Raw genomic sequence first — 22,838 nt, forward strand, 5'->3', positions numbered from 1 at the left:
CGCCTGCCAGCTTGCCGCTCAGCGACCGAATCCCTCATCGGCGCCTAGGGTGGCGAGGACACCCGCCTTGAGCGACGCCGCCCATAATGGCCGCAACAAACACAACTTCTTTTCGTTCCCCCACAACGAGCGCTGCACCATGAAGAAACTACTCTGGCTCTTGATGCCTGTTGCCGCACAGGCGCAAACCCTGAAAACCGAGGTGGTCGCCCAAGGCTTGGACAGCCCCTGGGCCATGGCCGCCCTGCCCGGCGCGGAATGGCTGGTGACCGAGCGGCCGGGCGCGCTGCGCAAGATCGACGCCAAAGGCCGGGTCAGCGCGCCGCTGCAGGGCTTGCCCAAGATTGACGCCGTCGGCCAAGGCGGCTTGCTAGACCTGGTGCTGGACAGCGGATTCGCCAGCAACCGGCAGCTCTATTTTTGCTTCACCGAAGCGGGTGCGGGAGGCAATGGGACGGCGCTGGCCAAGGCACGACTGAATGCCGATGCCACGGCGCTGGAGCAGGTGCAGGTCATTTTTCGCCAGGCTCCGAAAATGGCGGGCCGGCATCACTTCGGCTGCCGCATCGCCGAGAGCCCTGACGGCAACTTGTTCATGACCTTGGGGGAGCGCTTCAGCGGCATGCAACGCGCGCAACAACTGGACAACCACCTGGGCAAAATTGTCCGCGTGAACAAGGACGGCAAAGCACCGGCCGACAACCCCTTCACCCAAACCCCAGGCGCTTTACCCGAGATCTACAGCTACGGCCACCGCAACCCGCAAGGCTTGGTGTTTGACGCGCAAGGCCAGCTTTGGGCCCATGAGCATGGCCCTCAGGGCGGCGACGAGTTGAACCTCGTGCAAGCCGGCAAGAACTACGGTTGGCCCGTCATCACCTACGGAGAAAACTACGGTGGCGGCAAGATTGGCGCTGGCCTCACGGCCAAAGAGGGCCTGACGCAACCCCTCATTCACTGGACCCCATCGATCGCGCCCTCGGGCCTAGCGCAACTGACCAGCAAGGCCTACGGCGACGCTTGGGCAGGCAGCTACTTTGTGGGCTCGCTCAAGTTCCGCTACCTCGAGCGCGTGCAAGTCAAAGACGGCCGCGCCGTCGCGCAGCAAAAATTACTTGAAGACATCGGCCGCGTGCGCGACGTGCGCCAAGGACCCGACGGCCTGATTTATGTGCTGACCGAGAACGAGCCGGCGCAACTCCTGCGCCTGCTGCCCAAGCCTTGATAAGCGCTGTACTGCTGGCAGCCGCCAGCACGGCCGAACTTCCGCCGGTGCTGGTGCAAGGGCGTGCAGAGGGTTTGACGGCCACCGTGATCCAAGCCCAAGCCTTGCTGCAAGAACGCCCGGTGGCCGACTGGCTGGCGAGTACGCCCGGTGTCTTCGCCGCCGAGCGCGGCAATTTGGCGCAGGACACGCAGCTGTCGATTCGGGGGTTCGGTGCCCGCACTCCGTTTGGCGTGCGCGGTCTGCGCGTCTTCGTCGACGGCATCCCCGCCACCATGCCCGACGGCAGCGGCTCGCTCAGCCATGTGCCGCTGGCCAGCGTGGCCAGCGTTGAGCTGTTGCGCGGCCCTTTCAGCGCGCTCTACGGCAGCAATAGCGGCGGCGTCTTGGCCTTTTCAACCCGCGACGCAACAGGCGCCGAGCCGCTGCGCCTGGATGTGCAAGCGGGCTCCTTTGGCGAGCGACTGCTGCGCCTGCACGCCGATCATCTGCTCGGCCAAGACACTGCGCTGCGTCTGGATGCCAGCGCCTCGCAACAAGACGGGTGGCGGCCGCAAGCGGGCGCGAAGCGCAAGCTGATGGATCTGCGCCTGGACCACGGCGACCTGCGCTTGAGCTTCAATGCGCTGCATCTAGAAGCCAGTGATCCGCAGGGGCTGAGCCGGGCGCAATGGGAGCAGGCGCCCTTCAGCAGCTCGGTGCAAGCGCTGTCTTTCAACACCCGCAAAACGACCGATCAATGGCAGATAGGTGCCGGCTGGAAAGGCGACTCGAGCAGCGCAAACGCCTGGCTAGGCCAGCGCCAGGTCAGGCAATGGCAGTCGATCCCGGTCAATGTGCAGGCGGTGCCGAGTCATCCCGGCGGCGTCATTGACCTGGACCGCAGCTTCGCCGGGCTTGACTTGCGGACCCGCCGCACACTGGGCAGCGCCACCGCCATCATTGGGCTGGCGGTGGAAGGGCAACGGGATGGGCGCAAGGGCTTCGAGAACTTCATCGGCTCACAGCTCGGCCTCACCGGCGCACTGCGCCGTGACGAAAGCAATCAAGCGCTGGGCCTGGATCTCTACGCGCAGCTGCGTCAGCCGCTGGGTGAAGCCACCACCCTGCACGCTGGGCTGCGCGGCAGCCGCTTGCAGATGCGCAGCCAGGATCACTTTCTCGGCAATGGTGACGACAGCGGGCAGCGCCATTTCAATACCCTGAGCCCCATGCTGGGCCTGAGCCACCGCTTGAGCGGCGGCTGGGGCCTTTATGCCAACGCCGGCAGCGCCCAAGAAACGCCGACTTTGAACGAGCTCGCCTACCGCAGCGACGGCAGCAGCGGCCTGAACACCAGCTTGCAAGCGCAGCACAGCGGCCAGCTTGAGGTCGGGGTGCGCGGCAACGGCCTGGAACTCAGTGCCTTCACCGCCCGCAGCCGCCAGGAGATCGTCGCCTTAGGAAACGTCGGCGGACGGGCCCACTTCGGCAATGCCGAGGGCATTCGCCGCGCCGGCGCCGAGCTGTCATGGCAGCAAGTCCTCCTCCAGAATTGGGATGTGCAAGTGGCGCTGACCGCGTTGCACGCACGCTTAAGCGATGGCTCGGTCTTGCCGGGCGCCCCGGCGCGGCAGGCCTATGCGGCGCTCGGCTGGCAAGCGGCCGGCTGGCGCGCCCAAGCCAGGCTGCAGGCGCAAAGCAAGCTGTGGGCCGATGCCCGCAACGCTGCGCCCGGCTTTGCCCTGCTGGGCTTGGCGCTACAACGCGAGGGCCGTAACGCTTCGGGGCCGTGGCATCTGCGCTTAGCGCTGGACAATCTGCTCGACCGGCGCCACGCCGCCAGCGTCATCGTGGCCGAAAGCAATGGCCGCTTTTTGGAGCCCGGTGCCCCCCGTCGGCTGCAGCTAGGACTTAGCCAAGGCTTTCGGTGAGTTCTGCCCTGCTGTACGGCTGTACGGCTGTGCTTGGGCAGCACGAGCAACCAGGTTGAACGACGGCTTTGAACACCCACAACTGCACCGCCACGATCGCTGGGCTCGGGTGCCGACACCCGTTGAGGCATCCGAATCGCAGTCGAAGCGCCATAGAAACGGATGCCCTGCGCTGAGCTCACTCAAATGCCGACGAACTGGCTCAGTTCAAGCCAGGGGCACAGCAGCGCTGGTGCCACTTGGCCCGTCTTCGCCGCTCGGGTCAATGCTGCTCAAAAGCGCAAAAAGCAGCGCCTGAACGGCAGCAGCGGCGGCAGCGGCGGCAGCGGCGGCAGCGGCTCGATGCACCACTTCGCGCGCCAAAAACTGCCGCAAACGCGCGTTTGAAACAGCAAGGTCCATTGCCACGAAACCGAGCCAATTTCTAAAATCTTCGGATGACTCATCCCGACATGCCACGACTCCAATCGCTTTGCCCAAGCAAAGCGCAACTGCCCCGCCCCCAATCAGCCATAGCCGCCGCAGTTTTGTGCTTGCTCATTGCCAGCATCCCCGCGCCAGCCTGGGCGGCGGACCGATGGGTCAGCCAAGACAAAGCCCGTGGAACCGGCGTCTTCAAGTGGGACGATGGCGCGGTTTACCAGGGCGAGGTCGCCCACAATCAAAGGCATGGCCGCGGCACCATCGTGTGGCCGGACGGCGTGCGCTTGGAGGGCGTGTTCTCAAAGAACGAGCCGGTTTCTGGCCGTCTTTTCTTGCCGAATGGCGAAATCTATGAAGGCGGGCTGCGCGGCTACTCCCGCCATGGCCGGGGCAACCTGCAATGGCCGGATGGCCGCCGCTTCGAGGGCGAGTTCATCAGCGACAAGCCGGCCTTTGGCCTGTTGACGAAGGCGGACGGTCAACGCATTGAGGTCGATGAACGCGCCGAACTGCAACGCTTCAGCGGCAGCGCGACCATCGTCGACCAGAGCGGCATACGCTACGAGGGCCAAATGGCCCATGGCGTGCGACAAGGCCGGGGGGTCATGCTTTGGCCCGATGGAGATCGCTATGAAGGCGAATGGAGTCAGGGCCAACAACAAGGCGCCGGGACCATGACCATGAAGAATGGCCAGCGCTACGAGGGGCAATGGGTCAAGGGCCAGAAGCAAGGCGCTGGGGTCATGAGTTGGCCCGACGGACAGCGCTATGAGGGAGACTGGCGCAACGACATTCTTTCTGGCCCTTGCCAATTGCGTTTCAAGAGCGGCATCAGCTACGCAGGGGAATGTCTCGATGCCAAGGCGAACGGAGAGGGCACCATGACTTGGCCCGACGGTGATCGATTCGTCGGGAAGCTTGAAAACAATCGCATGTTGTTGGGCCAATTCACCAATGCCAAAGGCTCGGTATTTGAACTCGACCAGCGGGCAACGGTGCAGCGCTTGACCGGGCGACACACCACGGTCAACAGTGGCGGTGGACGCTACGAGGGCGATTTTGTCGAGGGTCAGATGCACGGCCGCGGCCTCATGTCATGGCCGAATGGTGATCGCTACTCGGGCGAGTTCGCAAACAACCACCGCCAAGGGCAAGGCGAATGGCTGAGCGCCGACGGGACCCGCTACAGCGGGGGCTTCGAGCGTGACAAGAGATCTGGCCGCGGACGCATTGAATACCCAGACGGGGAGCGCTACGAAGGCGAATGGCGAGAGGGTTTGAGGTCCAGGCAAGGTGTCTACTCCTGGCCCGATGGTTCGCGCTATGAGGGGCAATGGCAGGCGAATACCCGGCAGGGGCGCGGCAGCATGGTCTATGCCAGCGGACAACGCTACGACGGCGAATGGATGGCCGGCAAGCGACAAGGACGCGGTACCTACGTCTGGCCGAGCGGCCAGCGTTACATCGGTGACTTCCGTGACAACCATATGGACGGTCAAGGTGAAATGACTTGGCCCGATGGCGACCGATTTGCAGGCTTGTTTGTTGAAGGCAAGCGCCAAGGCAAGACCAAGTTCGACGCCGAGCGCCAGCAACAGCGGGAAGCCCAGGCCAAATCGCAAGTCGAGACCAGCCAGGTCTTGGTGGGCCTGTTCGGTGCGGCCTTGATGGGCTCGGCTTCAGGCATCAGTGGCAGCGAAAAAGCTCGCATGATTTCTGGTTTCGTTTCCGACGTGGCGCGTGACAGCGGCGGCAGCGGCTTGCGTGCGGCATCTACAGGGATTCAAGCCGAACGTACTCAAGCTCAAGCTCAAGCTCAAGCTCAGGCTCAAGTGCAGGCACGCGCCAGCCAGCCTCAGGCGCAAGTCAAAGCAGGCACCGCCGGTGGACAGGCGCCCGATCAAGTCATGAACACACTGGAACGTCTCGCGGCCCTGACACCGCAACAGCAAGCCCAGCTGACGCCGCAGCAACTCGCTCAGTACCAAAAGGAGTTGCAGCTCGCAGCCCAACAGAGCAGCAAGCGAGCCGCTCCCACGGACAACAGCAACGCCATGCTCAACAACCTTGCGGCGAGCCTGGCCTCCCAACGCGACAACTCATCAGCCGCCGCTTCGCCTCCGAGTCCCGCAGCACCTGCGGCATCGGCTGCGACAGCGGCGGACATCGATGCGCTCGGCGCGCCCTACCCCATCAAGAAAGAATCGTTCACCTGCAATGCGCCCGGCGTGGGTCAACCCGAAGGCGCTGAAAACGTGGCCCAAGGCCCCTGCCGCAGCGAACAACTCGCGGCCAAGAGCGTGCAGTGCCGACCGGACTGGCTGGGCTTGCCGCAGACCATCGCCTTGTATCGCTGTGCTGCCCAGCACAGCACGGGCAAGTTCGCCGAGCGCTACAACAAGGCCGTGAAAGACATCGAGACGCGCATGCGTCAATGAGGTCGCAGGCTTCACCAATGCGCGAGGGCGGCATATGGCATGCCACTGAATGCCTTGCGCCGCTCCCGGCACACCTTGTTCAAGTCGCCCGCTATCTGCAGTGACAATGAAAAAAGCCCGAACGGTCCACGTTCGGGCTTTTCTTTTTTGAACCGCTGAGGGTGCAGCTTACTTCCGCGTCGGCGGCAAATCCGTGCAGCTGCCATGCGCCACTTCCGCCGCCATGCCGATGCTTTCGCCCAGCGTGGGGTGCGGGTGGATGGTCTTGCCGATGTCCACGGCGTCGGCGCCCATTTCGATGGCGAGTGCGATCTCGCCGATCATGTCGCCGGCGTGCGTGCCGACGATGCCGCCGCCGAGGATCTTGCCGTGGCCATGGGCTTCCGGCGAGTCATCAAACAACAGCTTGGTGAAGCCTTCGTCGCGGCCGTTGGCAATCGCGCGGCCCGATGCGGTCCAGGGGAACAGGCCCTTCTTGACCTTGATGCCTTGGGCCTTGGCCTGGTCTTCGGTGAGTCCCACCCACGCCACTTCGGGGTCGGTGTAGGCCACGCTCGGAATCACGCGGGCGTCGAACTGGCTCTTGGACAGATGGGCGTCACCCAGGATGGCGCCGGCGGCCACTTCGGCCGCCACATGGGCCTCGTGCACCGCCTTGTGCGCCAGCATGGGCTGGCCGACCACATCGCCGATGGCGAAGATGTGAGGCACATTGGTGCGCATCTGCACATCGACGTTGATGAAGCCACGGTCGGTCACGGCCACGCCGGCCTTGTCGGCGGCGATCTTCTTACCGTTAGGCGTGCGACCCACGGCTTGCAAGACCAGGTCGTAGGTGCCTTCGCTCTTGGTTCCGTCCAGGCCCTCGAACTGAACCTTGATGCCCTCGGGGGTGGCGGTGGCGCCGACGGTCTTGGTCTTCAACATGATGTTGTCGAAGCGCTTGGCGTTCATCTTCTGCCAGACCTTGACCAGATCGCGGTCAGCGCCTTGCATCAGGCCGTCCAGCATTTCCACCACGTCCAGGCGAGCGCCCAGGGTGCTGTAGACCGTGCCCATTTCCAGGCCGATGATGCCGCCGCCGATGATCAACATCTTCTTGGGCGTGCCGCGCAAATCCAGCGCGCCGGTCGAATCAACGATGCGCTCGTCATCCGGCAAGAAAGGCAAACGCACGGCTTGCGAGCCGGCCGCGATGATGGCTTGCTTGAAGTGGATGGTCTTCTTGGCGCCGGTCTTCTCTTGCGCAGCACCGGTGGTTTCTTCGACTTCCACATGGTTGGCGTCGAGGAAATGGCCGTAGCCGCGCACGGTGGTGACCTTTCGCATCTTGGCCATAGCCGCCAGGCCGCCAGTCAGCTTGCCGATGACCTTTTCCTTGTGGCCGCGCAGCTTGTCCACATTGACGGTGGGCGCGCCGAAGTCCACGCCCAGATCGCCCAGGTGCGAGACCTCGTCCATCACCGCCGCCACATGCAGCAAGGCCTTGGACGGGATGCAACCGACGTTCAGGCACACGCCGCCCAGGGTGGCATAACGCTCCACCAAGACGACATTGAGGCCCAGATCGGCCGCACGGAAGGCCGCCGAATAGCCGCCAGGGCCGGCGCCCAGCACCAGCAGATCGCAATGCAGATCGGCGCTGCCGCTGTAGCTGGCCGCAGCGGCGACGGCAGGTGCCGGCGCAGCGACTGGGGCGGCAACCGGTGTTGCTGGCGCGGGAGCAGGCGCGGCCGCAGCTGCTGGCGCAGGGGCGCTGACAGTCGCCGCACCAGCCGCTTCCAGCACCAGAATCACGCTGCCCTGGTTGACCTTGTCGCCCAGGGCGATTTTGATCTCCGCCACCACACCCGCGTGCGAGGACGGAATTTCCATCGAGGCCTTGTCGGACTCGACCGTGATCAGGCTTTGCTCCACAGCCACGGTGTCGCCCACCTTGACCAGCAACTCGATCACGGCCACGTCTTTGACGTCGCCGATATCAGGAACGAGAACATTCACTTGTGCCATGACTGACGCTCCCGATCAGAGCACGATGCGGCGGAAATCCGCCAGCAGCGATGCGAAATAGACGTTGAAGCGCGCGGCTGCAGCGCCGTCGATCACGCGGTGATCCCAGCTCAGGCTCAGCGGCAGCATCAGGCGCGGTTGGAAGGCCTTGCCATCCCACTTGGGCTCGATCTGGCTCTTGCACACGCCCATGATGGCCACTTCGGGCGCATTGATGATGGGGGTGAAGTAGCGGCCACCGATGCCACCCAGCGAGGAGATGGTGAAGCAACCACCGCTCATCTCGGCCGGGCCCAGCTTGCCGTCGCGGGCCTTCTTGGCCAGCTCGCCCATCTCGCCGCTGATCTCGAAGATGCCCTTCTTGTCGGCATCCTTGATCACCGGCACCACCAGGCCATTGGGCGTGTCTGCCGCGAAGCCGATGTTGTAGTACTTCTTCAGCACCAACTTCTGCGCGTCGCCCTCGCCTTCCAGCGAGGCATTGAACTCAGGGAACTTCTTCAAGGCTGCCACGGCGGCCTTGATCATGAAGGCCAGCATGGTGACCTTGACGGCGGCCGGGTTCTTTTCGTTTTCCTTGTTCGTTTGAACGCGGAAGGCTTCCAGCTCGGTGATGTCCGCGTCGTCATGGTTGGTGACGTGCGGGATGACCACCCAATTGCGATGCAGATTGGCGCCCGAGATCTTTTTGATGCGCGACATGTCCTTGCGCTCGACCGCGCCGAACTTCTCGAAGTCCACCTTGGGCCAGGGCAGCAGGCCGGGGAAGGCGCCACCCGAAGCGTTGGCAGAAGCAGCAGGTGCCGAGGCCTTTTGCGCCAGGGTCTGCACCGCGCCGCTCATCACGCTCTTCACAAAACCTTGCACGTCTTGCTCGGTGATGCGGCCCTTCATGCCGCTGCCAGCAACTTCCGTCAACGGCACACCCAGCTCACGCGCCAAGCGGCGGATGCTGGGCGAGGCGTGAGGCAGCTTGCCTGTGGGGGCAACGGTGGGGTTGTGTGCGGCAGCGGGCGCGGCCACGCTGGCGACAGCGGCTGCCACCGCGGCCGTAACGGCGGCGGCAGCCGGAGCTGCAGCAGCCACGGGTGCAGCGGCTGCAGCAACAGGCGCGGCGGCCGGTGCAGGCGTAGCGGCACCGGCCACTTCCACCACGGCCAGCAGCGAGCCCTTGGCGATCTTGTCGCCGAGCTTGACCTTGAGTTCACGGATCACGCCAGCGTGCGAGCTGGGGATCTCCATGGAGGCCTTGTCGCTCTCCACGGTCACCAGGCTTTGCTCCATCTTGATGGTGTCACCCACCTTGACGAAGACCTCGATGACAGCCACCGAGTCGAAGTCGCCGATGTCCGGCACCACGACTTCGATGAAGCTGCTGGCGCCTGCGGCAGCGGCCGGCGCGGCGGCGACGGGCGCAGGGGCGGCAACAGGCGCTGCCGCCACGGCAGGCGCGGGCGCAGCGGCAGCAGTTGCTACACCGGCAGCTTCCACCAACAGCACCAGGCTGCCTTCATTGACCTTGTCGCCGATGGCGACCTTGATCTCCTTCACCACGCCAGCGTGGGTGCTGGGGATTTCCATGGAGGCCTTGTCGCTCTCCACGGTGATCAAGCTTTGTTCCAGGGCGACCGTGTCACCCACCTTGACCAGCAGCTCGATCACTGCCACGTCTTTGACGTCACCGATGTCCGGGACCTTGACTTCTACCAATGCCATGTTTGTTCTCCGTGCAAGGGGCACGACTTGAGGCCGTCACCCACATCGCTTCGCGATCTGAGTGACGCCCCAAGTTCAACCCCGGTTGTCCGCTTACGCGTACAGAGGGTTGATCTTGTCGGCCTTGATGCCGTACTTCGCGATCGCTTCGGCTACCTTGGCTTTGGGCAGCTTGCCCTCGTCGGCCAGGGTATTCAGCGCGGCCACCACGATGTAGTGGCGGTTAATCTCGAAGTGCTCACGCAGCTTGGAGCGGAAGTCTGAACGGCCAAAGCCGTCGGTGCCCAAGACCTTGTAAGTGCGGCCGCCCGGCACGTAGGCGCGGATCTGCTCCGCGTAGTTCTTCATATAGTCGGTCGAGGCAATCACCGGACCGCTGGTCTGGCTCAGCTGCTGAGCCACGAAGGACACGCGCTGCTCGGCCGTCGGGTGCAGCAGGTTGTAGCGTTCCACGTCCTGGCCATCGCGGGCCAGTTCGTTGAAGCTCGGGCAGCTCCACACATTGGCGGCCACGCCCCAGTCCTGCTCCAGCAAGTCCTTGGCGGCTTGGCTTTCGCGCAGGATGGTGCCCGAGCCCAGCAGGTTCACCGTCAGCTTGGCATCGGCGTTAGCGGCAGCCGGATCCAGCAGATACATGCCCTTCAGAATCTGCTCTTCCGTGCCGGCGCGCAGGCCAGGCATGGGGTAGTTCTCGTTCAGCAGGGTGATGTAGAAGTAGATGTTCTCTTGGTTCTCCACCATGCGCTTCAGGCCGCTGTGCAGGATCACCGCCACTTCGTGCGCGAAGGTCGGGTCGTAGCTCACGCAGTTGGGGATGGTGCCGGCCAGGATGTGGCTGTGGCCATCTTCGTGCTGCAGGCCTTCGCCGTTCAGCGTGGTGCGACCCGAAGTGCCGCCCAGCAAGAAGCCGCGCGCTTGCATATCGCCGGCCGCCCAGGCCAGGTCACCAATGCGCTGGAAGCCAAACATCGAGTAGTAGACGTAGAACGGGATCATCACCCGGTTGTTCGTCGAGTAGCTCGTGGCCGCGGCGATCCAGCTGGCCATGCCGCCGGCTTCGTTGATGCCTTCTTGCAGGATCTGGCCGTCCTTGGCCTCGCGGTAGTACATCACCTGGTCTTTGTCGACCGGCGTGTAGAGCTGACCCTTGGGGTTGTAGATACCGATCTGGCGGAACAGGCCTTCCATGCCGAAGGTGCGCGCTTCGTCAACCAGGATGGGCACGGTGCGCGGGCCCAGGTCCTTGTCGCGCAGCAGCTGCGTCAGGAAGCGCACATAGGCTTGGGTGGTCGAGATTTCACGGCCTTCGGCGGTCGCGTCCAGAACAGCCTGGAAGGTGCTCAGGGGCGGGACGGTGAAGGTCTCGTCGGCCTTGACGCGGCGCTTGGGCAGGTAGCCGCCCAGGGCCTGACGGCGCTCGTGCAGATAGCGCATTTCGGGCGTGTCATCGGCCGGCTTGTAGTAAGGCAGCTTGGGCAGCTCGCTGTCAGGAATTGGGATGCCGAAGCGGTCGCGGATGTACTTGATGTCCTCATCCGTCAGCTTCTTGGTCTGGTGGACGGTGTTCTTGCCTTCACCGGCCTTGCCCATGCCATAGCCCTTGACGGTCTTGACCAGCAGCAGGGTCGGCTGACCCGTCGTGTTGTTGTGGGCCTTGTGGAAGGCGGCGAAGACTTTCTCGGGCTGATGACCACCGCGGCGCAGCTCGAAGATCTCTTCGTCGCTCATGTGCTCGACCAGCTTGGCAGTCTCGGGGTACTTGCCGAAGAAATTCTTGCGCACAAAAGCGCCGTCATTGGCCTTCATGGCCTGATAGTCACCGTCCACGGTTTCCATCATCAGCTGCTTCAGCTTGCCGCTCTTGTCGCGCGCCAGCAGTTCGTCCCAGCCCTTGCCCCAGATCAGCTTGATGACGTTCCAGCCGCTGCCACGGAATTCGCCTTCCAGCTCCTGGATGATCTTGCCGTTGCCGCGCACCGGACCGTCCAGGCGCTGCAGATTGCAGTTAATGACGAAGACCAGATTGTCCAGGCCTTCGCGCGCGGCGAGGCCAATGGCGCCCAGCGATTCCGGCTCGTCCATCTCGCCGTCGCCCATAAAGGCCCAGACCTTGCGGTTCTCGGTATTGGCAATGCCGCGGGCGTGCAGATACTTCAGGAAGCGTGCCTGATAGATGGCCATCAAGGGACCTAAGCCCATCGACACGGTGGGGAACTGCCAGAACTCGGGCATCAGCTTGGGATGCGGGTAGCTGGACAGACCCTTGCCGTCCACTTCCTGGCGGAAGTTGTCCAGCTGCGCTTCGGACAGACGGCCTTCCAAGAAGGCGCGGGCATAGATGCCGGGCGCGCTGTGGCCTTGGATGTAGAGCAGATCGCCGCCGTGGTTCTCGCTCTCGGCATGCCAGAAATGGTTGAAGCCGGCACCCAGCATGGAAGCCAGCGAGGCGAAGGAGCCGATATGGCCACCCAGGTCGCCGCCGTCAGCCGGGTTCAGGCGATTGGCCCGCACCACCATGGCCATGGCGTTCCAGCGCATGTACGCGCGCAGGCGCTTTTCGATTTCGATATTGCCGGGGCAACGCACTTCCTGGTTGGCAGGAATGGTGTTGACGTAGGCCGTGTTGGCCGAGAAAGGCACGTCGATGCCGGCTTGGCGGGCATGATCGATCAGGCTTTCGAGCAGGAAATGCGCACGCTCACCACCCTCTTCACCAATCACGGCGGACAGCGCGTCCAACCATTCCTTGGTTTCCAGCGAATCGGTGTCAGTGGCGGCTGCGCCTAGAAAAGACTGTGGCTGCGCGGACATGCATGTCTCCAAACTTTGGGGTATCGGGCCAGTTGCGCCAGCTTCTTTGCTGGCCACATTCTCGCCATTTGACAAACCGCTTGGCCGGGCAAATTCAGGCCGGACCAAGCGCCAAGGGCAAACGTCTCTTGCTTTTGGCTTTTCGCGTTTGCGCGCAGTGTCTCACAACTTTGCGCCACTCTCAAATTGTGCGAGGGCGTTTCGCAATGCGGAATTACGTACGTAAAACCCGTCATGGATCGCACAGACTGCTGGGCTCGCTTTAATCTCGAGCGGCACTTCAAGGCCTCTGATAATCGCGCCATGCCCTTCCCGTTCAAACTGAAAAACTATCGCAGCCCGCTGGTGGGCCCACTGCAGCAAAAGGCCATGGTTTGGTGGCGCCGCCAGTCGCCCTCGCGGCAAGACCGCTTCGCGACCTTAGGCCCGCTGATTTCGGTGCTGCTGTTCCTGATGGCCATCATCTTGGCCTTTTGGTATTTGCGGAACGAGGAAGTTGAGCGCGAGACTGAAGCCGTTAAGCGCGACACCGAAATTGCCCAGCAGCAGATTCGCCTGCGCTTGATCGAGAACCAGGAACAACTGGTGCGCATCGCCCGCGAGATCGCCACCCGCGCCACCGACGCGCAAGAGTTCTCGACCCAGGCCGCCACCTTCGCCCGCGAGCGCCCCGAGATCACCCATGTGACTTGGTTGTCTAGCCGGCGCGACCGCCGCGCCAGCGTCAGCGCCGCCGGCTTCCAGGCCGATAGCCTGATGGTGCCGGACGGCAACGACCCGTCCATGCCCATGACCAACCAGTCCAATGCGCCGACGCTGGCCTTTGAGGCCGCACGCGAGCGCCGGGCACCGGTCTACTCCGCCCCTTTCCGTGACGCCAACAACACCACCGTGTTCCAGATCCAAGTGCCTTTGCTGGATCGCAATGGCTTCTCGGGCGTGGTGATTGCCGAGTACTCGGTGGAGGCCTTGCTGCGCTATTACATCCCCAGCGAGGTGGCCTCGCGCCATGTGGTCAGCGTGCTGGACTCGGGCGAGCAAGTGGTCTCCAGCACCGTCACCCCGATGCCGGGCAAACCGACCAAGCTGCCATCCATCTTGCATGAGGTGCCGCTGGCCCCGGCGCTGAACGGCCTGGTGCTGCGCGGCGAGGGCTATCGCAGCAGCTTCGGCCTCATCAGCAACACTTTGTTCTGGATGGTGGTGGCGCTGTCGACCCTGACGGTGTGGATGCTCCTGGGCACATGGCGCCATATGCGCAGGCGCCTACAGATTCAGAACGCCCTCAGCTCGGAGATGAACTTCCGCCGCGCAATGGAGAATTCCATGCTCACCGGCATGCGAGCCATGGACATGGAGTCGCGCATCTCCTACGTCAACCCGGCTTTTTGCGCCATGACCGGCTTCTCGGAAGCCGAGTTGGTGGGCCGCAAGCCGCCCTTCCCTTTCTGGCCGCCGGATCGTTTTGAAGAGAATGGCCGCCTGCTGGCCCAAGAGATCAATGGCCGCAGCCCGGCCGGCGGCGCCGAAGTCAAAATCATGCGCAAGGACGGCAGCATTTTTGACGGCCGCATCTACCTCTCGCCTCTGGTGGATGCCAAGGGCAAGCAAAGCGGCTGGATGACCTCGATGACCAATATCACCGAGGCCAAGCGCGTGCGCGACCAGCTTTCCGCTTCGCACGAGCGTTTCACCACGGTGCTGGAAGGCCTGGACGCCGCCGTGTCGGTGCTGTCGGTGCAGCAGGGCGAACTGCTGTTTGCCAACCGCAGCTACCGGCTCTGGTTTGGCGCCGACCCGGCCGGCCATGCCCAGCTCTCGGGCAGCCAGCTGGGCCGCAGCGCCGGGCCGGATGTGGATGAGGAGGTGGACGACTACTCCGGCCTGCCCGCCCAGCATCTGACCGAAACCGGCTCCGACCCGCGCGAGGTCTATGTGGAGTCGCTGGAGATGTGGTTCGACGTGCGCAGCCGCTATCTGCAATGGACCGATGGCCGCTTGGCGCAGATGCTGATCGCCACCGACATCACCACCCGCCGCAAAGCCGAGGCCCTGGCCGCCAGCCAGGCCGAGAAGGCACAGATGACCAGCCGCCTGATGACCATGGGCGAGATGGCGTCCAGCGTGGCGCATGAGCTGAACCAGCCACTCACCGCCATCACCAATTACTGCAACGGCATGGTCAGCCGGGTGCGCAACGACGCGATTCAAAAAGAAGACCTGCTGGCTGCGCTGGAGAAAACCGCCAAGCAAGCGGCGCGCGCCGGGCAGATCATTCACCGCATCCGCAACTTCGTAAAACGCAGCGAGCCCAAGCGCGAAGCGGCCAATGCCTACGACATCGTCGAGGACGCGGTCGAACTGGCCGGCATCGAGCTGCGGCGCCGCAATGTCGCCATCCACACCTATATCGCCCAGCGCCTGCCGCAGCTGATGGTGGACCCCATCCTGATCGAACAGGTCTTGATGAATCTGCTGAAGAACGCGGCGGAAGCGATCGACAACGCCGGCCTGCCGGCCTCGCGCCGCCACATCGAACTGCGCGTGGTGCCCAAGCACACGCCCGAATTGGGCGGGCACATCGACTTCAGCGTCACCGATATGGGCCCGGGCATGCCCGAAGAGGTGATCTCCAGAATGTACGAGGCCTTTTTCTCCACCAAGTCCGACGGTTTGGGCATCGGCCTAGGGTTATGCCGGTCTATCGTTGAGTCTCACCAGGGTCGGATCAGGGCTGAGAACTTATACAATGGGGACGCAGTTGTAGGCTGCAGGTTCGCCTTCAGCATCCCAGTAGACATCTCACGCACTGAGGTCCCCACAGGGGCATCGGTCAGCGGCACAAACCAAATAGCGACACCATGAGTCTGATTCCGAAAAAGGGTAATGTCTACGTTGTCGATGACGACGAGGCCGTACGCGATTCCTTGCAATGGCTGCTCGAAGGCAAGGATTACCGCGTCAAGTGCTTTGACTCCGCCGAGTCCTTCCTGAGCCGCTACGACCCCCGCGAAGTTGCCTGCCTGATCGCCGATATCCGCATGGAAGGCATGAGCGGCCTGGAGTTGCAAGACCGCCTGCTCGAGCGCAAGAGCCCCCTGCCCGTGGTCTTCATCACCGGCCACGGCGATGTGCCCATGGCCGTGCAGACCATGAAGAAGGGTGCGATGGACTTCATCGAAAAACCCTTCAAGGAAGACGAATTGGTCAACCTGGTCGAGCGCATGCTGGACCAGGCCCGCAACGCCTTCTCCACCCACCAAGAAGCCGCCAGCCGCGACGCCCTGCTGTCCCGCCTGACCACGCGTGAAGCGCAGGTGCTCGAGCGCATCGTCGCCGGCCGCCTGAACAAGCAAATCGCTGACGACTTAGGGATAAGCATCAAAACGGTGGAAGCGCACCGCGCCAACATCATGGAAAAGCTCAACGCCAACACGGTGGCCGATCTGCTCAAGATCGCACTCGGCGCCCCGGCCAAGGCCTGAGCCCCACCCGCCCCGCCAAAACGGCCGCTGATTGTTCAGCGGCTTTTTGCATTTTCAAAGCCCAAGTTTTTACGTCCAGCATCACCGGAGTCCACAGCCATGACAGCCCAACTCATCGACGGCAACGCCCTGTCCCAACAAGTCCGCGCCGAAGTGGCGCAGCGCGCTGCCGCGCTGACCGCCAAGGGCGTCAAGCCCGGCCTGGCCGTAGTGCTGGTGGGCGACAACCCGGCTTCGCAGGTGTATGTGCGCAACAAGGTCAAGGCCTGCCAGGACGCCGGCCTGCACTCGGTGCTGGAAAAGTACGAAGCCACGATGAGCGAGGCCGAACTGCTGGCCCGCATCGACGCGCTCAACAATGACCCCAGCATCCACGGCATCTTGGTGCAACTGCCCCTGCCCAAGCACATCGACGACCACAAGGTCATCGAAGCCATCTCTCCGGCCAAGGACGTGGACGGCTTCGCGATTGAAAGCGCCGGCGCCCTGATGGTCGGCGAAGCTGGCTTCAAGGCCTGCACCCCCTACGGCTGCATGAAGATGCTGGAGAGCATCGGCATGAAGGACTTGCGCGGCAAGCATGCCGTGGTGATCGGCCGCTCCAACATCGTCGGCAAGCCCATGGCCATGATGCTGCTGCAGGCCAATGCCACCGTGACGGTCTGCCACAGCGGTACCGCTGACCTGGCCCACCACACCCGTCAGGCGGATGTGATCGTGGCCGCCGTGGGCAAGCGCGATGTGCTGACCGCCGACATGGTCAAGCCCGGCGCTGTGGTCATCGATGTGGGCATGAACCGCAATGACGAGGGCAAGCTCTGCGGCGATGTCGACTTCGCCGGCGTCAAGGAAGTGGCCGGCTGGATCACCCCGGTGCCCGGCGGCGTTGGCCCCATGACCATCACCATGCTCCTGGTCAACACCATGGAATCCGCCGAGCGAACTGCAGCCTTGGCCGGCTAAAGCTAGACTGGCCCAGCACCACCTCGCCCGACCCAAGCACGCCCCACGACCATCCCGAGAGCATCGATGAGCAACCCACTGCTGAGTACCGCCGCCCTGCCCGCCTTCGCCAGCATCCGGCCCGAACATATCCAGCCCGCCATCGAACAATTGCTGGCCGAGGCCGATGCCGCGCTGGCCCTTGCCACCTCCGAGCAAACCCCGGCGGACTACGACGCTCTGTCGGCCTGCTTGGGCGTGGCCACCGAGCGCCTGGGCGCGTCCTGGGGGGCGGTGAGCCACCTGAATGCCGTGGCCAATAGCCCCGAGCTGCGCGAGGCCTATAACGCCGCCCTGCCCGCCGTCACCGAGTTCTTCACCCGCCAGGGTTCGGACGAAGCCTTGTACGCCAAGTACAAAGCCATCGCCCAAAGCCCGGCCGCGGCGCAGCTGAACCCGGCGCGCAAGCAAGCACTCAAGCTCTGGCTGCGTGACTTCGTGCTCTCCGGCGCCGAGCTCAGCGGTGCGGCCAAGGAACGCTTTGCCGCCATTCAGGAGCGCAGCGCCGAGCTGGCGCAAAAGTTCTCCGAGCATGTGCTGGACGCCACCGATGGCTTTGCCTACTACGCCACGCTGGAAGAGCTGGCCGGTGTACCCGCCGACGCGATTGAAGCCGCGCGCAGCGCCGCCGAGGCTGAGGGCAAGCCCGGCTACAAGCTCACCCTGCACTTCCCCAGCTATCTGCCGGTAATGCAGTACGCCGAGAACCGCGCCCTGCGCGAGCGGCTCTACACCGCCTATGTCACCCGCGCTAGTGAGCTCGGCGACAAGCCCGAGTGGGACAACAGCGCCATCATCGAAGAGCTGCTGCAGCTGCGCCAGGAAGAAGCCGCGCTGCTGGGCTTCAAGAACTTCGCCGAAGCCTCGCTGGCGGCCAAGATGGCCAGCTCGCCCGCGCAGGTCCTCGAGTTCTTGCGTGACCTGTCCGCACGCGCCCGCCCCTTTGCCGAGCAAGACCTGGCCGAGCTGCGCAGCTTTGCCGCCGCCGAGCTGGGCCTGGCCGAGCTGCAGGTCTGGGACAACGCCTACGCCTCCGAAAAGCTCAAGGAAGCGCGCTACGCTTTCAGCGACCAGGAGCTGCGCCAGTACTTCACCCTGCCGCGCGTGCTGCAAGGCCTGTTCGACATCATCGAACGCCTGTTCAACGTCAAAATCGTCGAGCAAGCCGCCGAGGTCTGGCATGAGTCCGTTAAGTTCTATCGTTTGGATCGTGAGGGTGAGCTGGTCGGCCAGTTCTATCTGGACCTCTACGCCCGCTCTGGCAAACGCCCCGGCGCTTGGATGGACGAAGTGCGCAGCCGCTGGGCCCGCCCGGAAGGCAGCCAGCAAACGCCGGTGGCGCAGCTGGTCTGCAACTTCTCCTCGCCACAAGGCGACAAGCCTGCGCTGCTGAGCCACGACGACGTCACCACCCTCTTCCACGAATTCGGCCACGGCCTGCACCATCTGCTGACCCAGGTGGATGAGCTGGGCGTGTCCGGCATCTCCGGCGTGGAGTGGGACGCGGTGGAGTTGCCCAGCCAGTTCATGGAGAACTTCTGCTGGGAATGGGAAGTCTTGCAGCAACTCACCAGCCATGTGGACAGCGGCGAGGCGCTGCCGCGCACGCTGTTCGACAAGATGCTGGCGGCCAAGAACTTCCAGAGCGGCCTGCAAACCCTGCGCCAAATCGAGTTCGCTTTGTTCGATATGCGCTTGCATGCCGAGCCGGGCACCGAGAAGGCCGTGCAAGCCGTGCTGGACGAAGTGCGGCAAGAGGTCTCCGTGATCCCAGCGCCCGCCTTCAATCGCAGCCAACACAGCTTCTCGCACATCTTCGCGGGCGGCTACTCGGCCGGCTACTACAGCTACAAATGGGCCGAGCTGCTCAGCGCGGATGCCTGGAGCGCGTTCGAGGTGGAAGGCGTCTTCAACGCCGCCACCGGCGCGCGCTATCTGCAAAACATTCTGGAAGTGGGCGGCTCACGCGAGGCGATGGAAAGCTTCAAAGCCTTCCGCGGCCGCGAGCCGCAGATCGACGCCTTGCTGCGCCATCAAGGCATGGCTTGAGCGAGGCCTGCTTTGCGCGGTCCGCTGAGACTGCGGCTTAGCGCCGCAGCGGCAGACGCGCTCTGACCTGATGGCGCTGGCCTTCTTGAGCGAACGAAAGCTGGCCGCCCAGGCGCACCACCGTTTGTTGCACGATGGCCAGCCCCAAGCCGAAGCCCGGCAGATTGCGGCTGGCATCCCCCCGGGCAAAGGCTTCCAGCAAATGGCCGCCCCCACCCGGCGGCAGACCCGGCCCCGCATCCGAGACAAGCAGCATGGCGGCATCGTCGCCATGCCATGCGATCACCACCACCACCGGTATGCCGCCATGCTTGAGCGCGTTGTCGATCAAGTTGACGATCAAGCGCTCAATCAATAAACCATGGGCACGCTGCAACAGCAAGGTGGGCGGCGCCCGAAGGGCCAGCTCTTGCACCGGCCGCTCAAAGCCAGCCACCGCCCGCTGCGCCACAGCTACCAAATCAACCACCTCATCCAAGTCGACGGCACTGGCGCGCACAAACTCCAAAAAACTGGCGGTGAGGCGGTCCGCATGATCAACATTGCGCGTGATGCTGGCCACGCCGTCGGCATTGTCGGCCGACTCCGGCAGCATCTCGGCGGCCAAACGGATGCGGCTCAAAGGGCTGCGTAAATCATGTGAGACACCCGCCAACAGCAGTGCACGCTCGCGTTCATTGCGTTGTAGACGTTCGGCCAAGGACTGATAGGCAGTGGCGATCGCCACCAACTCCGGTGGCGCGCGACCGGCTTGCGGGCTGAGCGGCAAAGCCGCTGGCTGATGCCCGCTCTCGGCATGCGCCTGCATGCGCTCCCGCAGTTGCGCGAGCGGCCCGGTCAGATTGCGAGCCAAGCTGCGGCTGAGCAAGGCAATCACCATGATGAGCATGAGCATGCCAACCGTCATGCGCGGGGCCCAATGCGGTAGCGCTGTGGCGGCCAGCCCGCTCAACCAGACGCCCTGCGTGCCGGCCAGGCGCGCGTGGATCCAAAGCCTGGCATGACCCTCGCTGTGGCCCAACCTGACTTGATCAACGGCGATCCCGACGCGGGCCAACTCCCGCACAAACTCACCCACTGCCGGCAAGGCCGTCACCTGCAGGCTGAAGTCCTCGGGTGGCCCGGCATGCCTGTGGATGCCCGACACCAAGCCGTAGGCGGGCACGATCTCCCGATCGGGGGAGCGGATGGCTTCGACAATCTGCGGCGCCAGCAAGGCGGCAAATTGAGGCGCCAGCACCTGATTTCGTTCCACCACGAGCAGGCCCCCAAAGACCAGCACAAAACTGCCCAGCAACAAGACCTTGGCCAGCAGCAGACGCAGGAACAGCGAGTCGATGCGCTCAGGAAGCATCGTCACCTGCGCTCTTCCCCAGCACACCGCGAGGCACGAAGGCATAGCCCTCACCGCGGACGGTTTCTATCCAGTCGCTGCCCGGGATGGCCTGCGCAAGACGCCGGCGCAGGCGCCCGACCTGCACATCCACCGTGCGGTCTTGCGGCCGGTAGCTCCCCGCCTGCACCGCATCACTGAGCTGCTCCCGCGACACCGCTTGGCCGGGCGTGCGAATCAGCTCCAGCAAGAGCCTGAACTCAATGCCCGTCAACGCAATCACCTGCTCATTCACCAGCACTTCGCGGCGCAGCAAATTGACGCTCAAAGGGCCAAAGTTCCAATGCGTGGGCGGCTGTACGACCACGGGCGTTTGCCGCCTGATCAAAGCGCGCAAGCGCGCGACCAGCTCGCGCTTCTCAAACGGCTTGGCCAGGTAGTCATCCGCCCCCAACTCCAAACCCAGCACGCGGTCAAAAGGATCGCCGCGCGCCGTCAACATCAAGATACCCAAACTCGGATAAGCGGCTCGCCAGCGCCGGCACAAGTCCATGCCGCTGGCGTCGGGCAGCATCACATCGAGCAAGACGACAGCCGGCAAACCGGCCGCCAGGGCTTGCTCCGCCTGCGCAGCGTTGAGAGCGGCCCGCACCGACCAGCCCTCGGCCTGCAAGAGGCGAACCAACATGGCGGAGAGCTCGGCGTCGTCATCGACAAGGAGCAAAGAAGGTTGCGACATCAATTGCGCCGGCTGAGTGAATAGGAATGCGTGCAGTGACTGCAAGGCGCCCGATCGTAAGCCAAATGGCTCGCAAGTCACCATGACATTGCCACAGCAAATGCGACAGCGCTGTCATGAATCGTCGCCTTATGTCGCACACGCCGGACGCGATTCTTCAGACACTGCCTTCGCTGCGTACCGACGCCTTGCTTGCCCAAAGTCAAGACCGATTCAGGCGCATTCACCGGGCGAATCAGCAAGCGCCATCAATCGCAGGGCCCGCGAACGGGCTGCCATCCAGACATACACATCCAGGGATTCGATATGAACAAGCACGCATGGCCCATTCCTCATCAAGCAAAGCCGGCGCGGCACATGGCAACAGGCAAGCTGCGTGTGTTGCCCACCTGCTTGGCCATTGCAGCGATGTGCAATGCGGGCCTTGCGCAAGCCATTGACTTCACCTGGAAGGGTGGCGCAGGGTCGGGCACGCAAAACATGAGCAATGCCCAGAATTGGACGCCCCTCGGCCGCCAACCCGACCGTCGCGACGTCATCCACTTCGGCACATCGACTTTCACGACGGTCGTGAGTGACCTGTTTTCCTGCTGCAACCAAGTTGTCTTTGACGTGGGTGCGAACGCCTTCACGATTCAGGGCGCGAGCAACACCCTTTGGAACCTCGACAATGGCATTGTCAACAAGAGCAGCAAGGTGCAAACGATTGATTGGGGAAGCAAGGTGGGCTTCGCCATCCAAGCGGATCAGACCTGGGACGGCGGCACGGCCGGCATGCTCATCACCGGTGACATGATCCAGCAAAGGAATCTGACACTGTCCAACAAGGTCGTCTACAAGAATTTCGCCTCCGTCTCCATTAGTGACGACGCCAATTCGACCGTCGGCTTGACGATCAATTCCGGCAGCAGCTACAGCACAGCGGGTGCCTTCACCGTTAGCGGCGGCTTCCCGACCAGCAGCGGCTCCATCCAGGTGCAAGGCGTGGGCAGCAGCTTGCTCGTCGGCACAGAACTGAACCTGGGCGACGTCGGCAGCGGCACCTTGCTGATCGACTCCGGCGCCAGGGCCTCCAGCAAGAACCTGACCTTGGGGAGGACCGGGACCGCAAAGATGACGGTGGACGGCGCCGGCTCGAGCTTCGAGGCTGGCGATGTGGCACTCAGCAACAGCGACTTGATCGTCTCGGGCGGTGGCACCTTCACCACCACCGGCAATATGGGCGCCGGCCCGACCAATGTGAATTTCAGCATCACGGTCAAGGACACGGGCACGCTGTTCAAGGCAAACACAGCCCAAAGAGGCCTCTATCTGGGCGGCCAAGGCATCGGGCTGATGCAGCTCAGCAATGGCGCCGCTGCCGACATCAACGGTCTTTTCATGGGCCAAAAGGGCAATGGCGGTTTTGGCGTCATTGAAGCGACAGGACTTGGAACCACATTGAAAACCGGCTTCGTCGAGGGCAACGCGGGCCTTTTGAACGTTTCCAACGGCGCCAAGTTTCAAGTCTTGAAATCGATGACGATGGGGCTGGCAGGAGACTCCAGCTTCGTGGCTGCGGTGGCAGGCAGCGGCGCGCTTTTGAGCGTGGCTCAGGCCATCACCGTGGGCGCCGATGGTGCCGGTCGGCTGGATGTTCTGGGCGGCGGCGTTGTCGATGTCGGGCAACTGGTGATCGGTGATCTGGGCGTTGT

Annotated in this window: 14 protein-coding genes; 8 read left to right on the forward strand and 6 right to left on the reverse strand. The window is 63.6% G+C overall.

The features are described 5' to 3' along the window. Positions 1 to 139: 139 nt before the first annotated feature. Both AABB87_RS21195 and AABB87_RS21200 read left to right on the forward strand, forming a co-directional pair. Positions 140 to 1,225: a PQQ-dependent sugar dehydrogenase gene (locus tag AABB87_RS21195; RefSeq protein WP_341973293.1), complete on the forward strand. Its 1,086-nt coding sequence runs from the start codon at positions 140 to 142 to the stop codon at positions 1,223 to 1,225. After that, entirely contained in the window at positions 1,222 to 3,138 is a 1,917-nt protein-coding gene (locus AABB87_RS21200) for a TonB-dependent receptor family protein (protein ID WP_341973295.1), read from the forward strand. Before AABB87_RS21195 ends, AABB87_RS21200 begins: the two co-directional genes overlap by 4 nt. A gap of 272 nt (positions 3,139 to 3,410) precedes the next feature. Here AABB87_RS21200 and AABB87_RS21205 read toward each other — a convergent pair whose 3' ends face one another. Further along, entirely contained in the window at positions 3,411 to 3,584 is a 174-nt protein-coding gene (locus AABB87_RS21205) for a hypothetical protein (RefSeq protein ID WP_341973296.1), read from the reverse strand. Positions 3,585 to 3,671: 87 nt separating this feature from the next. On the opposite strand from AABB87_RS21205, the gene AABB87_RS21210 reads away from it, so the two are divergent. Further along, on the forward strand, positions 3,672 to 5,999 hold the full coding sequence (locus tag AABB87_RS21210; RefSeq protein ID WP_341973297.1) for an MORN repeat-containing protein: 2,328 nt from the start codon (positions 3,672 to 3,674) through the stop codon (positions 5,997 to 5,999). Between the two features lie 168 nt (positions 6,000 to 6,167). Here the strand turns inward: AABB87_RS21210 and lpdA are convergent, their stop codons facing one another. The 3 genes from lpdA to aceE all read right to left on the reverse strand — a co-directional run bounded on the left by lpdA (position 6,168) and on the right by aceE (position 12,536). Beyond that, the gene (lpdA, locus tag AABB87_RS21215) at positions 6,168 to 8,009 is read right to left on the reverse strand and encodes a dihydrolipoyl dehydrogenase (RefSeq protein WP_341973298.1); all 1,842 of its coding nucleotides are present in this window, start codon (positions 8,007 to 8,009) and stop codon (positions 6,168 to 6,170) included. Positions 8,010 to 8,024: 15 nt separating this feature from the next. Continuing rightward, positions 8,025 to 9,725: a dihydrolipoyllysine-residue acetyltransferase gene (aceF, locus tag AABB87_RS21220; RefSeq protein WP_341973299.1), complete on the reverse strand. Its 1,701-nt coding sequence runs from the start codon at positions 9,723 to 9,725 to the stop codon at positions 8,025 to 8,027. A gap of 93 nt (positions 9,726 to 9,818) precedes the next feature. Further along, on the reverse strand, positions 9,819 to 12,536 hold the full coding sequence (gene aceE / locus AABB87_RS21225) for a pyruvate dehydrogenase (acetyl-transferring), homodimeric type (protein WP_341973300.1): 2,718 nt from the start codon (positions 12,534 to 12,536) through the stop codon (positions 9,819 to 9,821). A 303-nt stretch (positions 12,537 to 12,839) separates the two neighbouring features. On the opposite strand from aceE, the gene AABB87_RS21230 reads away from it, so the two are divergent. The 4 genes from AABB87_RS21230 to AABB87_RS21245 all read left to right on the forward strand — a co-directional run bounded on the left by AABB87_RS21230 (position 12,840) and on the right by AABB87_RS21245 (position 19,072). Next, the gene (locus tag AABB87_RS21230; RefSeq protein WP_341973301.1) at positions 12,840 to 15,401 is read left to right on the forward strand and encodes a PAS domain S-box protein; all 2,562 of its coding nucleotides are present in this window, start codon (positions 12,840 to 12,842) and stop codon (positions 15,399 to 15,401) included. Further along, positions 15,398 to 16,021, forward strand: coding sequence for a response regulator transcription factor (locus AABB87_RS21235; protein WP_058718827.1), 624 nt, complete (start codon positions 15,398 to 15,400; stop codon positions 16,019 to 16,021). Before AABB87_RS21230 ends, AABB87_RS21235 begins: the two co-directional genes overlap by 4 nt. A 99-nt stretch (positions 16,022 to 16,120) precedes the next feature. Beyond that, positions 16,121 to 16,984, forward strand: coding sequence for a bifunctional methylenetetrahydrofolate dehydrogenase/methenyltetrahydrofolate cyclohydrolase FolD (gene folD, locus AABB87_RS21240; protein ID WP_341973302.1), 864 nt, complete (start codon positions 16,121 to 16,123; stop codon positions 16,982 to 16,984). A 66-nt stretch (positions 16,985 to 17,050) separates the two neighbouring features. Then, complete coding sequence (locus AABB87_RS21245; RefSeq protein WP_341973303.1) at positions 17,051 to 19,072, forward strand: M3 family metallopeptidase; 2,022 nt, start codon at positions 17,051 to 17,053, stop codon at positions 19,070 to 19,072. A 37-nt stretch (positions 19,073 to 19,109) separates the two neighbouring features. Here the strand turns inward: AABB87_RS21245 and AABB87_RS21250 are convergent, their stop codons facing one another. Next, on the reverse strand, positions 19,110 to 20,426 hold the full coding sequence (locus AABB87_RS21250) for a sensor histidine kinase (protein WP_341973311.1): 1,317 nt from the start codon (positions 20,424 to 20,426) through the stop codon (positions 19,110 to 19,112). Continuing rightward, positions 20,416 to 21,144 (reverse strand): response regulator transcription factor, encoded by a 729-nt coding sequence (locus AABB87_RS21255; RefSeq protein ID WP_341973304.1) that lies wholly within the window; start codon positions 21,142 to 21,144, stop codon positions 20,416 to 20,418. The genes AABB87_RS21250 and AABB87_RS21255 overlap by 11 nt, the downstream gene beginning before the upstream one ends. A gap of 357 nt (positions 21,145 to 21,501) precedes the next feature. Here AABB87_RS21255 and AABB87_RS21260 point away from each other — a divergent pair. Further along, a partial coding sequence (locus tag AABB87_RS21260; RefSeq protein ID WP_341973305.1) for a hypothetical protein occupies positions 21,502 to 22,838 on the forward strand: 1,337 nt, incomplete at its 3' end.

Source organism: Roseateles sp. PN1 (assembly GCF_038419725.1).
Classification (GTDB): domain Bacteria; phylum Pseudomonadota; class Gammaproteobacteria; order Burkholderiales; family Burkholderiaceae_C; genus Paucibacter_A.

What these genes read in the sequence shown, in the direction of transcription:
- AABB87_RS21195 (WP_341973293.1), top strand. Translation starts at nt 140, where the DNA reads ATGAAGAAACTACTCTGGCTCTTGATGCCTGTTGCCGCACAGGCGCAA.
- AABB87_RS21205 (WP_341973296.1), bottom strand. Translation starts at nt 3,584, where the DNA reads ATGAGTCATCCGAAGATTTTAGAAATTGGCTCGGTTTCGTGGCAATGG.
- lpdA (WP_341973298.1), bottom strand. Translation starts at nt 8,009, where the DNA reads ATGGCACAAGTGAATGTTCTCGTTCCTGATATCGGCGACGTCAAAGAC.
- aceF (WP_341973299.1), bottom strand. Translation starts at nt 9,725, where the DNA reads ATGGCATTGGTAGAAGTCAAGGTCCCGGACATCGGTGACGTCAAAGAC.
- aceE (WP_341973300.1), bottom strand. Translation starts at nt 12,536, where the DNA reads ATGTCCGCGCAGCCACAGTCTTTTCTAGGCGCAGCCGCCACTGACACC.
- AABB87_RS21230 (WP_341973301.1), top strand. Translation starts at nt 12,840, where the DNA reads ATGCCCTTCCCGTTCAAACTGAAAAACTATCGCAGCCCGCTGGTGGGC.
- AABB87_RS21235 (WP_058718827.1), top strand. Translation starts at nt 15,398, where the DNA reads ATGAGTCTGATTCCGAAAAAGGGTAATGTCTACGTTGTCGATGACGAC.
- folD (WP_341973302.1), top strand. Translation starts at nt 16,121, where the DNA reads ATGACAGCCCAACTCATCGACGGCAACGCCCTGTCCCAACAAGTCCGC.
- AABB87_RS21245 (WP_341973303.1), top strand. Translation starts at nt 17,051, where the DNA reads ATGAGCAACCCACTGCTGAGTACCGCCGCCCTGCCCGCCTTCGCCAGC.
- AABB87_RS21250 (WP_341973311.1), bottom strand. Translation starts at nt 20,426, where the DNA reads ATGCTTCCTGAGCGCATCGACTCGCTGTTCCTGCGTCTGCTGCTGGCC.
- AABB87_RS21255 (WP_341973304.1), bottom strand. Translation starts at nt 21,144, where the DNA reads ATGTCGCAACCTTCTTTGCTCCTTGTCGATGACGACGCCGAGCTCTCC.